We start from the raw sequence: 12,746 nt of genomic DNA, 5'->3' as shown, positions 1-12,746 counted from the left end.
AAGTGGAGATGTCCCGTGTTCGCGATCGGTTGCCTGTTCTTTATCGTCCTGCCCCTGATCGGCATGTTCATCGGCGGGGTGCTGCATGGGCTGGCCGGGGCTGTATGGGGCGCGGCGATCGGCTTTGCTCTTGCCTGCGTGCTGGGGGGAGGCAGCGTCTATGCGCTGGTCAAGGCGTCGCGCGCCTCCCGCCGAGGATCATGAAAAACAAGCGGATTTCGCGATGAAGCCGATGGTCTGGCGTTGCGCGAACGGCTAGGCTCTCCCTCCGATCAAAGGGCGGGAGAAGCAGAGTGCGGCGTTTTACGCGAGGGATGATCGCCACGCTGGCCTTGGTGTCCGGCACGCCGCTGCTGGCTGCGCAAGAGGCCGGGCCGCCCAGTCCGGAAGGGATCGCGCAGGCGGTGGAATGCCGTTCTTCGCCCGCGGCCTATGCGCCCTATTATGAGGCGCTGTTCAACGATCATCCGCCAGGCTGGGCCATTCCGGTCAGGCGCAACGGCCATGAGGGCATGACGGGCCTGTGGACCTATCGTCTGGCGCATCCCGTCACCATCTTCGGGCGCAGCGTCGATACGGTTTCGCTGCTCAACACCTGGGTGGTGATCGAATTGCCCCGCGCGCAGGCGCTGGCGCTGGTGCGCGAGAAGGGCATGAAGCGCGTGCCGGTCCGCACGGATGAGACCTATTACCGTGGTATCGATCCCGACCATGGCCCGATGCTTGGGGCCTTCCCCGATGGCGACAGGGCGATGGCGCGGATGTCGGGCGGCCACTTTCCGCGCGATGAGGACAACGCCACGCTGTTCGTCGGCTGCAACTATCTGGATATCAGCGAGACGGATTTCGTGGAGGCCGCTGCCGGGGCCGAGGCCATGCTGATCAAGGACTTGAAGCTCAAATAGGATTACCGCGCGGCGTGAGGCGCGGCGGGCGGGTTCAGGGTCATCGCCAGTTGCACCCCGCCTTCCAGCGCGGCGACCAGCGCCAGCACGGCGGTGGCGACAGCCAGAGCGAACATCTTGCGCTCATAGCTTTTGCGGGCCTGTTTGGCGGTGATCTCCAGATGGGCCAGCCAGCGCCCGGCATAGGTCAGGCGCGGGCCGGTGATGCCGCCGGTGCGCATCTGCCAGGCCATATATTCCGGGCCCGCCTTTTTGAACTCCTCGATGAAGTGGCGGGGAATGTCGCTCAGATCTTCGGTCATCCAGGGGGCTCCAGCCTTGGCGCATCATCCGCGCGTAAAATCCGTGTCATAGGGCAGAGCGGGGGATTGCGCTGCCGTCCTTCCGGCCATTCGACCCGAATTTTGCGCTCATGGGCGCGAAGGGGCCGGCTTCGCAAGAGCGCGGCGGCAGAATCATGGCAAGGGGCATCGGCTCACCCTGCCCATGCGGATCACCGGGCTTTGCGGAAAAATACAAAACAACGGGCGCCGCGCCGTATTTCTCCATGATCGGCCTTTTATAAAAAGGCATTGTTTCTTAGAGAAAAACTCTGAATTGGTTAACCTTGGTCAAGAATGATCCCCGCGCAAATCCCTTAAACCGCCTAGTTGCCTTCAAGCCGATCTTAACCGCGCATGGCCATGGATTGTCGCAGGATCTTGCCGCGATGATTGCCGATGCTTGCCAGCCTGTTTCAGCAGATTTCCAAAAGCCCGGATGCGATGCTCAAGGAGCAGTACGACCATCTGCGCGCCCAGATTCCGCTGATGTATCTGCTGATGCTGGTCAATGCCTGCTTTTTGGCGGCGGCGACCATTGGCGAAGTGCCCAAGATCTATGGCCTTGGCATTCCCGCGCTGCTTTGCACGATCATTGTGGTGCGCATGGGTGTCTGGGTGGCGCGGCGCGGCCGGCAACCGGGCCCGGCGCAGATCCGCCGCTATCTCTACGGCACCACGGCGGCGGGGTCGGCGCTCAGCGCGGCCTTCGGCGGCTGGGGGCTGCTGCTGCTGCAACTGGCGCAAGCCGATCGCAGCACGGCCATCGCGCTCTATGTCTTCGTCGGCGCGATCTGCGCCTGCTACTGCCTTCAGGCCCTGCCGCTGGCGGCCTGGCTGGTGCTGCTGTGCGGCGCCTTGCCGATCACCATCCGCCTGCTGTTCTCGCATGACTGGTACGCGATGGGCATCGGCTGGACCTTCATTCTGGCCGCCGGCATCCTGCTCAAGACTCTGGCGAACAATCATTCCGCCTTCAAGGAGCTGTTGCAGTCGCGCATCGATATGGGCTCGCTGATCGTTGCGCTCGAACAGAGCCAGGAGCATTATCGCCATTCGGTCGATCTCAACCCGCAGATCCCCTGGCTGGCCGATCCCGAGGGCCGCCTCACCGAACTGAGTCCGCGCTGGTCGGCGATCACCGGCATGGCCACGCAGGATGCGCTGGGCATCGGTTGGGCCAGCGCGCTTCACCCCGAAGACCTGCCCGCCGTGCAGCAGGTGTGGACCCGCGCCCTCAGCTCCGGCGGGGAGAGCGATGCCGATGTGCGCTACCGCCTGCGCCAGTGGGACGGCGGCTGGCGCTGGTATCGCGCCCGCGCCTTTCCCCGGCGCGACGCGGCGGGCAAGGTGCTGTCATGGTATGGCAGCCTTGAGGACATCGAGGAGCAGGTGCTGGGCGAAAAGGCCCTGCAGGACAGCGAGGAGCGCTATCGCCTCGCCTCGCTGGCCTCCAACGACATCATCATGGACATCGCGCTGGACCGCGACCATGTCGACTGGGGCGGCGCCACGGCGACGATCTTCGGCCATGACGCCATCGTGGGCGGCACCTCGCGCCGCTGGTGGATCAAGCGCATCCATCCCGATGACCGCCCGATGGTGCTGGCCCGTCTGCGCCGCATCTCGCATCCCGTGCCCACCGAGGAAACCCTGTCGCACTGGCGGCAGGAGTTCCGTTTTCAGGCCGCTGACCGCAGCTTCCTCAACCTGATCGCGCGCGGCCATGTGGTGCGGGACGAGGCGGGCGATGCCATCCGCCTGATCGGCACGCTTCAGGATGTGACGGCCCGCAAGCGCGACGAGGACCGGCTGCGCTGGGCCGCGCATCACGATGCGCTCACGCAATTGCCCAACCGTGTGCTTTTCGCCGAAAGTCTGGACCGGGCGCTGGCCGAGGCGCGGCTCAACCGCCGCCATGTCGGGCTGATCGTGCTGGATGTCGACCGTTTCAAGGCTGTGAATGACAGTCTGGGCCATGATGCCGGAGACAGCCTGCTGCGCGAAGTTGCGGCGCGGCTGACGCGTTATGCGCCCTTCTCGGCCACGGTGGCGCGGCTGGGGGGCGATGAATTCGCCATCATCCTGCCCGATCTGCCCAGCCCCGAGGCGCGCACCCGCATCGCCGAAAGGCTGGCCGCGCAGGTGGCGGGGCCGATGGGCTATGAGGGGCGGCAGATCGATGTGAGCCTGAGCATCGGCTCGGCGGTGGCCTTCGACGATGGCGAGTCGCCCGAAGAGCTGCACAAAAGCGCCGATCTGGCGCTTTACGCGGCCAAGAATGATGGGCTGGGGCAGTTGCGGCAGTTCAGCACCAGCCTGCGCAAGCAGGCCGCGCGCCGTACCCAGATGCTGGCCGATGCGCGCACCACGCTGCGCGAGGACGGCATCGTGCCCTTCTATCAGCCCAAGGTCAGCCTACGCACCGGGGCCTGCGTCGGGTTCGAGGCGCTGTTGCGCTGGCATGCCAAGGGGCTGCAGTCGCCCGGCGGCATTCAGGCGGCCTTCGATGATCCGGGCCTCTCGGTGCAATTGACCGACCGCATGCTGGACCGCGTGGTGGCCGATATGGCCAGCTGGCAGCGCCGGGGCATCGCCTTTCACAGCGTGGCGGTGAACGGCTCGGCGGGGGACTTCATGCGCGGTGATTTCGCCGAGCGTATTCTGGGCCGTTTGCGCCGCGCGGGCCTGCCGCCCTCAAGCATCGAGCTGGAGGTGACCGAAACGGTGTTCCTCGGCCAGCTGGTGGAGAATGTCAGTTCGGCGCTGGGCACGCTGTCACGCGCGGGGGTGTCGATTGCGCTCGATGATTTCGGCACGGGTTATGCCTCTCTGACGCATCTGAAACAGTTCCCGGTGGACTCGCTCAAGATCGACCGTTCCTTCGTCGAGCGGCTGGGCATGGTGGAGACCGAGGATGCCGCCATCGTCGGCGCGGTGATCGATCTGGGGCGCAATCTGGGCATCCGTACCGTGGCCGAGGGGATCGAGACGTCCGAACAGCTCTCCCATCTGGCGGCCAAGGGCTGCGATATCGGGCAGGGGTTTTTGCTGGGGCGGCCCATGGCGGCGCCTCAGGTGGTGGAGGCGCTGACGCATTGGGATGTGACCCGCGTGGCCACGCTTTGCGCCTCAGCGGATTGGGCTGAAGCGGTGCGAAGTACCCATCAGGATAGATTCGCCTGAAGGGCCTTGCGGCTGCGGAAAATCCTTAAAATGCGTTCAGAAAGGGGGGGCGGGGTTGAATTACCCACTGCCAAACCGGTCTGACGCCATGAAATCGCGCTAAAATGGGGAGTTTTGCGCGATCAGGGGATGACGAGCCTGATTCTGGGCGCTAATCCGGTCGCGCTTTTCAACCGTCCCAAGGAGACGATGCATGAACAACAGTGATCTCGCCGACAAGCTGGCCGCCGACCACGGCACGACCAAGGCCGACGCCCGCAAGCTGGTGGATTCGGTTTTCGCTGCCATTGCCGACGCTGCTGCTGCCGGTGAGGAAATCAGCCTGAACGGCTTCGGCAAGTTCAAGGTCAAGGAAACCGCCGAGCGCGAAGGCCGCAACCCCGCCACGGGCGCCGCCATGACCATCGCGGCTGCCAAGAAGCTGACCTTCACGCCTGCCAAGGCCGTGAAGGACAAGCTGAACGGCTGATCCTTCTTCACGCCTCGCCCTTCACGGGGCGGGGCGTGATGCTTGCGCGAAGGCCTGAAAACAGGATAACGCGCAACACGTCGCTTGATAAGAACGTATCAAGAACATTTTGATGGACAGGGCGTGGCCTTCGCGCCATTTTAGAGTCTGACGGCGCCGCTGGTTGAGCGCCCGGATCAGCTCCCATGTCCTCACTATCCCTCACCGATAAGCTGGCCATTCTGGCCGATGCCGCCAAATATGATGCCTCCTGCGCGTCGTCGGGGGGCAAGAAGCGGGATTCGCGTGATGGCAAGGGGTTGGGCTCCACCTCGGGCGGGATGGGCATCTGCCATGCCTATGCGCCGGACGGGCGCTGCATCAGCCTGCTCAAGCTGCTGCTGACCAACAGCTGCATCTTCGACTGCCATTACTGCATCAACCGCGCCTCCTCCAATGTGCGCCGCGCGCGCTTCACGGCGGCGGAGGTGGTGAAGCTGACTCTGGACTTTTACCGCCGCAACTGCATCGAGGGGCTGTTCCTCTCCTCCGGCATCATCCATTCGCCCGATTACACGATGGAGCAGATCGTCGAGGTGGCGCGGGCCTTGCGGGAAGACCATGATTTTCGCGGCTATATCCATCTCAAAACCATCCCCGATGCCGATCCCGCGCTGGTGGAGGCGGCGGGCCGCCATGCCGATCGTGTTTCGATCAATGTCGAACTGCCCACGGTGAGCGGCTTGCGTCGCCTCGCGCCCGACAAGTCGCAGGACCGCATCGAGGGCGCGATGGGGGCAATGCGCGGCGCCATCGCCGATGGCCATGATGCGAAGCGCCGCTACCGTTCCGCGCCCGATTTCGCGCCCGCCGGCCAATCGACGCAGATGATCGTGGGGGCCGATGCCGCCACCGACCGCGAGATCGTGGCGCGCGCCTCCACGCTCTATGACCGCTTCGATCTGCGCCGTGTCTATTACTCCGCCTTCAGCCCGATCCCCGATGCCAGCGCGGTGCTGCCCTTGCGCCGCCCTCCCTTGATGCGTGAGCACCGGCTTTATCAGTCGGACTGGCTGCTGCGGTACTATGGCTTTTCGCCGCAGGAGGTGGGCGCGGCAGCCGATCCGGCAACAGGCATGCTGCCGCTCGACATCGATCCCAAGCTGGCCTGGGCCCTGCGCTTCCGCGAAAGCTTTCCGGTGGATCTCAACCGCGCCCCGCGTGAGCTGTTGCTGCGCATTCCCGGGCTGGGGGTGAGGGCGGTGGATGCCATCCTTTCGGCGCGGCGCCTGCGGCAGTTGCGGCTGGAGGATGTGGCGCGCATGACTGTCTCGCTGCGCAAGCTGCGGCCCTTTATCGTCACCGCCGACTGGCGCCCGCTGGCCTTGACCGACCGCAGCGATCTGCGCGCGCTGCTGGCGCCCAAACCCGCGCAGCTTGAGCTTTTCGCGGCCTGATGCACCGCATCTGTCTCGATGCCTTCGATGATGTGGAGGGCTGGCGGACACACGCCCGACGGCTGGCTCAGGCGGGTGTGCCGCCCGAGGCGGTGCTGTGGCAGGTGGGCGATGCGCCGGGCGACCTGTTCGGCGGTGAACCACAGGCTTTACCGCCCGCGACAGGCAGGCCGCTGACCGTTCCCAAACCTTTCATCACCCTGGCCGAGCAGGCTTTGCTGCACAGCGATCCGCAGCGTTTCGCCTTGCTCTATGCACTGCTGGTGAAGATTGCGGCCAACCCTGCCTTGCTGGGTGACCATGCCGATCCCTTGCTGCGCCGCGTGGAGAGCATGGCCAGCACCGTGCGGCGCGACATCCACAAGATGCATGCCTTTCTGCGCTTCCGCGAGGTGCAGGAGGGCGGCGTTGAAGAAGAGAGGCGGCCCCGCTTCATCGCCTGGTATGAGCCGGAGCATTATATCCTGCGCGCCAATGCCAGCTTCTTCGTCGACCGTTTCGCCGCGATGCGCTGGTCGATCCTGACGCCGCAAGGCACGTTGCACTGGGATGGCGAGACCCTCACCGAAGGGCCGCCCGCCCGTCGCGAGGAAGCGCCCAAGGGCGATCCTGTCGAGGCGGCATGGCAGACCTATTACAGCGCCATCTTCAACCCCGCCCGGCTGATGACCGGCGCGATGCTGAAGGAAATGCCGCGCAAATATTGGAAGAACATGCCCGAAACCGCGCTGGTGCCCGGCATGATCGCGGACGCAAGGCGGCGCGAACTGGCGATGGTGGCGCAGGCCCCGCAAGCCCCGCGCATCACACGCCACACCCTGCCTCAGGACCCTGCGGCGGCGCTGCGCCTGCTGCGCGAGGAAGCCGCCGGATGCCGGCGCTGCGGCTTGTGCGGCCCGGCCACCCAGACCGTTTTCGGTGAGGGCCCGGCGGATGCAGGCATCATGGTGGTGGGTGAACAGCCCGGCGATCAGGAAGACCGGGCAGGGCGCCCCTTCATCGGCCCGGCGGGCGCGTTGTTCGATCGCGCTCTGGCGCAGGCGGGCGTCCCGCGCGACAGGCTCTATGTCACCAACGCCGTCAAGCATTTCAAATTCGAGCAGCGCGGCAAGCAGCGCCTGCATGCCCGCCCCAATGTGGGCGAGATTGATGCCTGCCGCTGGTGGCTCGATCAGGAGCGGGCGATCCTGCGCCCGCGTCTGGTGATCGCCATGGGCAAGACAGCCCTGCGCGCCCTGACCGGCCAGAATCTATCCATCGGGCGCGAGGCGGGGCAGGAGATCATGCTGGCCGATGGCACGCCCTGCCGCCTCACGGTCCATCCCAGCCATTTGCTGCGCCTGCCCTCTCAGGCCGAGGCCGAGCAGGGGTTCGAACGTTATGTCGCGGATTTGCGCGGCGGTCTGGCCGGGCTGGAGGAGCCGCTGCGCTCTTAACCCCGCGCGCCCGGCGCAATCCACTTCAACGCCTGCCAGCCCACAAGCATGGCGGCCACACCTGCCGCCGCCGCCACGCCCAGCGCCCAGCGCGGCCCGGCATGGTCGGCCACGAAGCCCACCACCGGAGCGCCCAGCGGCGTGCCGCCGATCGCGATGCCCACACGCAGCGCCATCACGCGCCCGCGCATCGCCGGTTCGGTGGCCAGTTGCATCAGGCTGTTGGTGGCGTTGGTGAAGGTCAGCGCGGCCACGCCCGTCACCAGCAGCGCTGCGCCAAAGGCCCAATAGGTCGGCGCCAGCGCGGCCAGCGTGCATCCCAGGGCGAACAGCGCGCTGCTGCCGATCAGCATCGTGAATTGCGGTTTGCCCTGTCTTGCGCTGAACAGCGCGCCCGACACGGTGCCCACCGCCATCATCGAGGACAGCAAGCCGTAAGCCCGCGCATCGGCATGAAACACGCCCACCGCCATGGTCGAGATAAAGATCGCGAAGTTCAGCCCGAAGGTGCCGATCAGAAACAGCATCGCCAGAATGGCGATCAGATCGGGCCGGGCGCGGACATAGCGCAACCCTTCCATAAACCCGCCCGTGCCGCGGCTGGAGCGGGGGGGCGCACGCAAGGTGTCGCCGTCCATCGCCAGCATGGCGGCCCACACCGCGAAAAAGGAGATGCCATTGATCACAAAGGCCCAGCCGGTGCCCGCCGCTGCGATGATCAGCCCCGCCACCGCCGGGCCAACCATCCGCGCGCTGTTGAAACTGGTGGCGTTGAGCGCCACGGCATTGGGCAGATCGTCCTCGCCCACCAGTTGGCCCACGAAGGTCTGGCGCGTCGGCGCATCGAAGGCCGAGACGCAGCCAAAGAGGAAGGCGAAAACATAGACCTGCCACAGGCTGACCATGCCGGTCAGCGTCAGCACGCCAAGGCCCAGCGCCAGCGCGCCGCTGATCCCTTGCGTCCACATCAGCAGCTTGCGCTGGTCGAAACGGTCGGCGGCCACGCCCGTCCAGGGCAGCAGCAGCATCTGCGGCCCGAATTGCAGCGCCATCACGATGCCCACCGCCGCGGCGCTGTGATGCGTCAGCATGGTCAGCACCAGCCAGTCCTGCGCGGTGCGCTGCACCCAGGTGCCGATGTTCGAGACAAAGGCCCCCATCGTCCACAGCCGGTTATTGCCATTGCGCAGCGAGCGGAACAGCCCGCCCGATGGGGCTGCCAAAGTGCTCATGCGTGCGCTCATGGCGCGACGATCCGGCGCAGCAGTTCATTGGCCTGCGCCAGCACCTGTTGCTCCTCGGGGGTGAGACGGGTGACGATGGTGCGCTCCAGCCAGTCCTGCCTTGCCTCGCGCCTTGCGTTGAGTTGCTCGCGATAGGCGTCGGTGAGCGAGAGCAGGGTCTGGCGCCCGTCGGCGGGGTCTGGCTTCCCCTGAATGACCCCGGCGGCATCGAGCGCCGCGATGATCGGGCCCATCGATTGCGGGCGCATCCCTTCGGCGCGGGCGAGGGCCGAGGCGGTGCCGGGGCCGCATTCGAGTCGGCTGATCACGGCGATCTGGGCCGGGGTCAGTTCCCCAGCCGGGGCTTGCTCGCGAAAGCGCCGTTTCAGGGCGCGGAAATTGGCGCGCAGATCATGGGCAACGCGAGAGGCCAGAAGGGGGGCGGGGGAATGAGTCTCGGACGGCATGGGCTCGCTTTAGCCTATCTTCAGGTAAACTGCAAAGTTTGCCTGAAGATATTGCCGCAGCCCGCTTGCGTCCATGGCGCCCCCGCGCCGCAGCCCTTCGATCTGCCGCATAAAGGCGAAAGAACAGGCGATTTTACATCACCTTACGCCCGCCAGTCAGCCAAGGTTAACACTGTGTTTGCGAAGCTGTGAGCTGGCTCCTGCCGCTCCGCCGATTTTGCTCCACGGCGCCCGGCCAAGGCTTCGAAAGACCATCTTAACGCATAAGCGTCGCCGACGATCCCCCAGCAAGGTCACTCGCCGCCAGCGCCCTCTAGGAAAGGAAGAACCCATGAAAATTCTGGCGGGTCATGTCGCGGGCATGGTCGCGGCGCTGGCGCTGGTGTGCGCGCCGGTGGCGGCGCAGGCCCAGCGCGGCGGCGGCGGCCATGGCGGCGGTGGTGGCCACTTTGGCGGCGGCGCGCATGTCGGCGGCGGCGGTTTTCGCGGCGGCGGTGGTGGCTTCCGGGGTGGCGGGGTCTATCGCGGTGGCGGCTATCATGGCGGGTTCTACCGTGGCGGCGTGGTCTATCGCGGCGGTTATGGCTGGGGCGGCTATCCCGGCTGGGGTTGGGGCTGGGGCGGCGGGCTTTACGCCGATCCCTGGCTCTGGGGCTGGCCGGGCTATTATGGCGACTATCCCGGCTATTACTATGACACCGAGCCCGCGCCGGAACAGGCGCCGCCGGTGGCGCAGGGTTCGGTGGATGGTTACGCGCCCAATGCGGCGCCGCCCTCCACGGCCTGCGGCTATTGGCAATGGGGCGAGGACAAGCAGTATCACTGGGTCAACAACAACGCCGGTAACAATGGCTGCCAGTAAGCGCGTTTTGGCGGTTCTGGCTGCCGGGGCGGCTCTGCTGAGCGCCGCCCCCGGCTGGAGCCAGACCGTCGGCCTGACGCCGGAGCAGAAGCTGCACGATTATCTGCATCTGACGCCTCAGCAGGAGCTGGGTTGGGAAGCCTATCGCGCTCAGGCCTCGGCGCCCAATCACACGCAGGAGCGTCGACGCAGCGCCGCTGCCCTGTTCCCCACGATCACCGCGCCGCAGCGCATGGATCTGATGGAGGCGGAGATGCGGCAGGAAGAGGCCGATCTGCACAGGCAGGCGCAGGCCTTGCGCCGCTTTTACGCCATGCTGACGCCGGAACAGCAGAAGGTCTTCGATACGCAGACCCTGCCGCCCGCACAGTCTGCCAAGGCGCCCTGAGCGCGGCTGGCGGCCAGCTTTCGTGATTGTCCCTAGGGGCGGGATGCGCTCGCCTTTACCAGACAGGCCCTAGACTGGGCGCCTGTCTGCAACCGGGTGATCGCGAGCATGTTCTGGCGCAAGGAGAAGCCGTCCCTCGAAATGACCCTCGCCAAAGGGTTGTTCGAGCTGTCGCCCGATGGCCTGCTGCTGATCCAGAATGGCGTCTTTGCCGCCTGCAACGATGCCTGCGCCAGCATCTATGGCTATAGCCGCGAAGAGTTGATCGGCCGCACGCCCGAGGATTTCTCCGCCCCCATCCAGAGCGACGGGCGCCCTTCAGCCGACCATGTTCCCGAACGCCAGCGTGAGGCGTTCGAAAAGGGGGTGTCGCGTTTCGAATGGCTCAACCTCGATCCGCATGGCAATCCGGTGCGCATTCTGGTGACGCTGATCCCCGCCGTGCTCGATGGGCAGGAGTCCATTCTGGTGATCATCCAGAATCTGGCCGAGACCGCTTTCGTGATCGACGATCTGCGCCACGGGCTGGGCGAATTGTCACGCGGGAACCTCACCTGCCATCTCGAACGTCCCTTCCGTCAGGACTATGAGGGGCTGCGCGAAAGCTTCAACACCGCTGCCGATGCCTTTGCCGCATCGATGGGCAAGGTGCAGCAGACCGCCGATCTGGTGGCCCGCAGCGCCGAGGATATCCAGCAGGCCGCGCAGGATGCCACCAGCCGGGCCGGAGTTCAGGCGTTGAAGGCCGAGGCGACGGTGCAGGCCCTGGGCCAGATCGGCGCGGCCATCGCCCAATCCGCCGATGCCGCCACGCAGGCCAATGCGCTGGTGAGCGAAACCCGCCGTCAGGCCGAGGAATCGAGCGCGGTGATGTCCAGCACGGTGGAGGCCATGGCCGCCATCGAACATTCCTCGGGCGAGATCGCGGCGATCGTCAGCGTGATCGACGGCATTGCCTTTCAGACCAATCTGCTGGCGCTGAACGCTGGCGTGGAAGCGGCACGTGCCGGTGAGGCGGGGCGTGGGTTCGCCGTGGTGGCCAATGAGGTGCGGGCGCTGGCCCAGCGCAGCGCCGATGCGGCACGGGATATCAAGGGGCGGATCGCGGGATCGGCCTCGCAGGTGTCTCAGGGCGTCACGCTGGTCACCCAGACCGGCGAGGCCTTGCTGCGCATCGCCGAGGGCGTCGCCCAGATCAGCGAGGTGATGAGCCGCATCGCCCGCGACACCAACGAGTCTGCCGGGCGCCTGCGCGAGGCCAATGGCACGGTGGGTGAAATGCACCAGATCACCCAGAGCAATGCCGCCGCCTCGGAAGAGACCAGCGCGGCGGCGCGCGGGCTGGCGGCTCAGTCCGATGCGCTGATGCAGGAGCTGGCGCGGTTCCGCGCGGGCGATGTCGCCACGCAAGGGCCCACGCGCTTCGGCCGGATCAGGCGCGTGGCCTGAACGCCTTCGTCAGCGCTGCCGACTGCCTTGCGGATCAGTGCGGGCCCCAGTGATGGTCATCGTCGTGATAGCCGCCGTGGTCATGATCGTGATCGCCGCGATGGTCGCGGCCATGGTCATAGCCGCCGCCGCGGTCCCAGCGGGGGTGATGACCATAATCGTCACAACCCGCCAGCGTGCTGATGGCCAGCACCATGCCAGCCAAAGTCAGTGTGCGCAGCATGTCTGCCTCCTTGCGAAAAACGGAAGGGCCCGCGCACTGCTGCCAGCACGCGAGCCCTATCCTGTTTATGCAAACGGTTGGAGGCGGCTGATGTTTCCACCAGCGACGGATGTTATTGCTTCACCACCGGCAGCAGCACCGCGCTCTGGCCGTCGGGGCCGTGTTCCAGCGTGATGGTGGCCTTCTGGAAATCCGTAGGCTTGGCGAAGAAGATGTTGGGCACATAGGTCTGCGGGTTGCGATCATAGAGCGGGAAGAGCGAGGACTGAATCTGCACCATGATCCGGTGGCCCGGCTTCACCGTATAGTTCACCGTGGGCAGGCGGAACTTGTATTCCTGCACCTGACCCGCCGGCACAGCGGCGGGCTTGTCGAAGCCGCC

General features: G+C 65.9%; 14 protein-coding genes. 9 read left to right on the top strand and 5 right to left on the bottom strand.

What is annotated here, in order from left to right; translation table 11 throughout:
• Positions 1 to 15 precede the first annotated feature (15 nt).
• Positions 16 to 204 carry a hypothetical protein gene (locus tag SR3_RS22950; RefSeq protein WP_068091088.1) on the top strand — a complete coding sequence of 63 codons (189 nt, stop codon included), beginning with the start codon at positions 16 to 18 and terminating at the stop codon, positions 202 to 204.
• An 89-nt stretch (positions 205 to 293) separates the two neighbouring features.
• Complete coding sequence (locus SR3_RS22945) at positions 294 to 905, top strand: hypothetical protein (protein ID WP_157099058.1); 612 nt, start codon at positions 294 to 296, stop codon at positions 903 to 905.
• A gap of 2 nt (positions 906 to 907) precedes the next feature.
• Here the strand turns inward: SR3_RS22945 and SR3_RS22940 are convergent, their stop codons facing one another.
• A complete protein-coding gene (locus SR3_RS22940) occupies positions 908 to 1,207 on the bottom strand; it encodes a hypothetical protein (RefSeq protein WP_068091084.1) in 300 nt (99 codons plus the stop codon).
• Between the two features lie 417 nt (positions 1,208 to 1,624).
• Here SR3_RS22940 and SR3_RS22935 point away from each other — a divergent pair, with 417 nt between their 5' ends.
• From SR3_RS22935 to SR3_RS22920, 4 genes are all read left to right on the top strand, one after another.
• Positions 1,625 to 4,411, top strand: coding sequence for a putative bifunctional diguanylate cyclase/phosphodiesterase (locus tag SR3_RS22935; protein WP_068091082.1), 2,787 nt, complete (start codon positions 1,625 to 1,627; stop codon positions 4,409 to 4,411).
• Positions 4,412 to 4,604: 193 nt separating this feature from the next.
• Positions 4,605 to 4,880, top strand: coding sequence for an HU family DNA-binding protein (locus tag SR3_RS22930; protein ID WP_068091080.1), 276 nt, complete (start codon positions 4,605 to 4,607; stop codon positions 4,878 to 4,880).
• A 185-nt stretch (positions 4,881 to 5,065) separates the two neighbouring features.
• Positions 5,066 to 6,316 carry a putative DNA modification/repair radical SAM protein gene (locus SR3_RS22925; RefSeq protein WP_068091079.1) on the top strand — a complete coding sequence of 417 codons (1,251 nt, stop codon included), beginning with the start codon at positions 5,066 to 5,068 and terminating at the stop codon, positions 6,314 to 6,316.
• The gene (locus SR3_RS22920) at positions 6,316 to 7,752 is read left to right on the top strand and encodes a UdgX family uracil-DNA binding protein (RefSeq protein WP_068091077.1); all 1,437 of its coding nucleotides are present in this window, start codon (positions 6,316 to 6,318) and stop codon (positions 7,750 to 7,752) included. The genes SR3_RS22925 and SR3_RS22920 overlap by 1 nt, the downstream gene beginning before the upstream one ends.
• Here SR3_RS22920 and SR3_RS22915 read toward each other — a convergent pair.
• Positions 7,749 to 8,984: an MFS transporter gene (locus SR3_RS22915; RefSeq protein WP_245654061.1), complete on the bottom strand. Its 1,236-nt coding sequence runs from the start codon at positions 8,982 to 8,984 to the stop codon at positions 7,749 to 7,751. The two genes, SR3_RS22920 and SR3_RS22915, sit on opposite strands and share 4 nt — an antisense overlap.
• Positions 8,985 to 8,992: 8 nt before the next feature.
• Complete coding sequence (locus SR3_RS22910) at positions 8,993 to 9,442, bottom strand: MarR family winged helix-turn-helix transcriptional regulator (protein WP_068091075.1); 450 nt, start codon at positions 9,440 to 9,442, stop codon at positions 8,993 to 8,995.
• Between the two features lie 331 nt (positions 9,443 to 9,773).
• On the opposite strand from SR3_RS22910, the gene SR3_RS32120 reads away from it, so the two are divergent.
• The 3 genes from SR3_RS32120 to SR3_RS22895 all read left to right on the top strand — a co-directional run bounded on the left by SR3_RS32120 (position 9,774) and on the right by SR3_RS22895 (position 12,141).
• Complete coding sequence (locus SR3_RS32120) at positions 9,774 to 10,304, top strand: hypothetical protein (protein ID WP_068091073.1); 531 nt, start codon at positions 9,774 to 9,776, stop codon at positions 10,302 to 10,304.
• Complete coding sequence (locus tag SR3_RS31940) at positions 10,291 to 10,692, top strand: Spy/CpxP family protein refolding chaperone (protein WP_169805696.1); 402 nt, start codon at positions 10,291 to 10,293, stop codon at positions 10,690 to 10,692. Before SR3_RS32120 ends, SR3_RS31940 begins: the two co-directional genes overlap by 14 nt.
• 141 nt (positions 10,693 to 10,833) lie before the next feature.
• Complete coding sequence (locus SR3_RS22895; RefSeq protein WP_068091070.1) at positions 10,834 to 12,141, top strand: methyl-accepting chemotaxis protein; 1,308 nt, start codon at positions 10,834 to 10,836, stop codon at positions 12,139 to 12,141.
• A gap of 34 nt (positions 12,142 to 12,175) precedes the next feature.
• Here the strand turns inward: SR3_RS22895 and SR3_RS22890 are convergent, their stop codons facing one another.
• Positions 12,176 to 12,364 (bottom strand): hypothetical protein, encoded by a 189-nt coding sequence (locus SR3_RS22890; RefSeq protein WP_068091069.1) that lies wholly within the window; start codon positions 12,362 to 12,364, stop codon positions 12,176 to 12,178.
• A gap of 112 nt (positions 12,365 to 12,476) precedes the next feature.
• Positions 12,477 to 12,746, bottom strand: a 270-nt coding sequence (locus tag SR3_RS22885; protein WP_281198739.1) for a CocE/NonD family hydrolase C-terminal non-catalytic domain-containing protein, incomplete at its 5' end; no start/stop codon positions are given.

It is taken from the genome of Novosphingobium rosa NBRC 15208, from assembly GCF_001598555.1.
Taxonomy (GTDB): Bacteria; Pseudomonadota; Alphaproteobacteria; order Sphingomonadales; family Sphingomonadaceae; genus Novosphingobium; species Novosphingobium rosa.
This window is presented reverse-complemented; position numbering and strand designations above follow the sequence as displayed.

Coding starts and splice junctions, on each gene's coding strand:
- SR3_RS22940 (WP_068091084.1), bottom strand. CDS start 1,207: ATGACCGAAGATCTGAGCGACATTCCCCGCCACTTCATCGAGGAGTTC.
- SR3_RS22935 (WP_068091082.1), top strand. CDS start 1,625: ATGCTTGCCAGCCTGTTTCAGCAGATTTCCAAAAGCCCGGATGCGATG.
- SR3_RS22930 (WP_068091080.1), top strand. CDS start 4,605: ATGAACAACAGTGATCTCGCCGACAAGCTGGCCGCCGACCACGGCACG.
- SR3_RS22925 (WP_068091079.1), top strand. CDS start 5,066: ATGTCCTCACTATCCCTCACCGATAAGCTGGCCATTCTGGCCGATGCC.
- SR3_RS22920 (WP_068091077.1), top strand. CDS start 6,316: ATGCACCGCATCTGTCTCGATGCCTTCGATGATGTGGAGGGCTGGCGG.
- SR3_RS22915 (WP_245654061.1), bottom strand. CDS start 8,984: ATGAGCACTTTGGCAGCCCCATCGGGCGGGCTGTTCCGCTCGCTGCGC.
- SR3_RS22910 (WP_068091075.1), bottom strand. CDS start 9,442: ATGCCGTCCGAGACTCATTCCCCCGCCCCCCTTCTGGCCTCTCGCGTT.
- SR3_RS32120 (WP_068091073.1), top strand. CDS start 9,774: ATGAAAATTCTGGCGGGTCATGTCGCGGGCATGGTCGCGGCGCTGGCG.
- SR3_RS31940 (WP_169805696.1), top strand. CDS start 10,291: ATGGCTGCCAGTAAGCGCGTTTTGGCGGTTCTGGCTGCCGGGGCGGCT.
- SR3_RS22895 (WP_068091070.1), top strand. CDS start 10,834: ATGACCCTCGCCAAAGGGTTGTTCGAGCTGTCGCCCGATGGCCTGCTG.
- SR3_RS22890 (WP_068091069.1), bottom strand. CDS start 12,364: ATGCTGCGCACACTGACTTTGGCTGGCATGGTGCTGGCCATCAGCACG.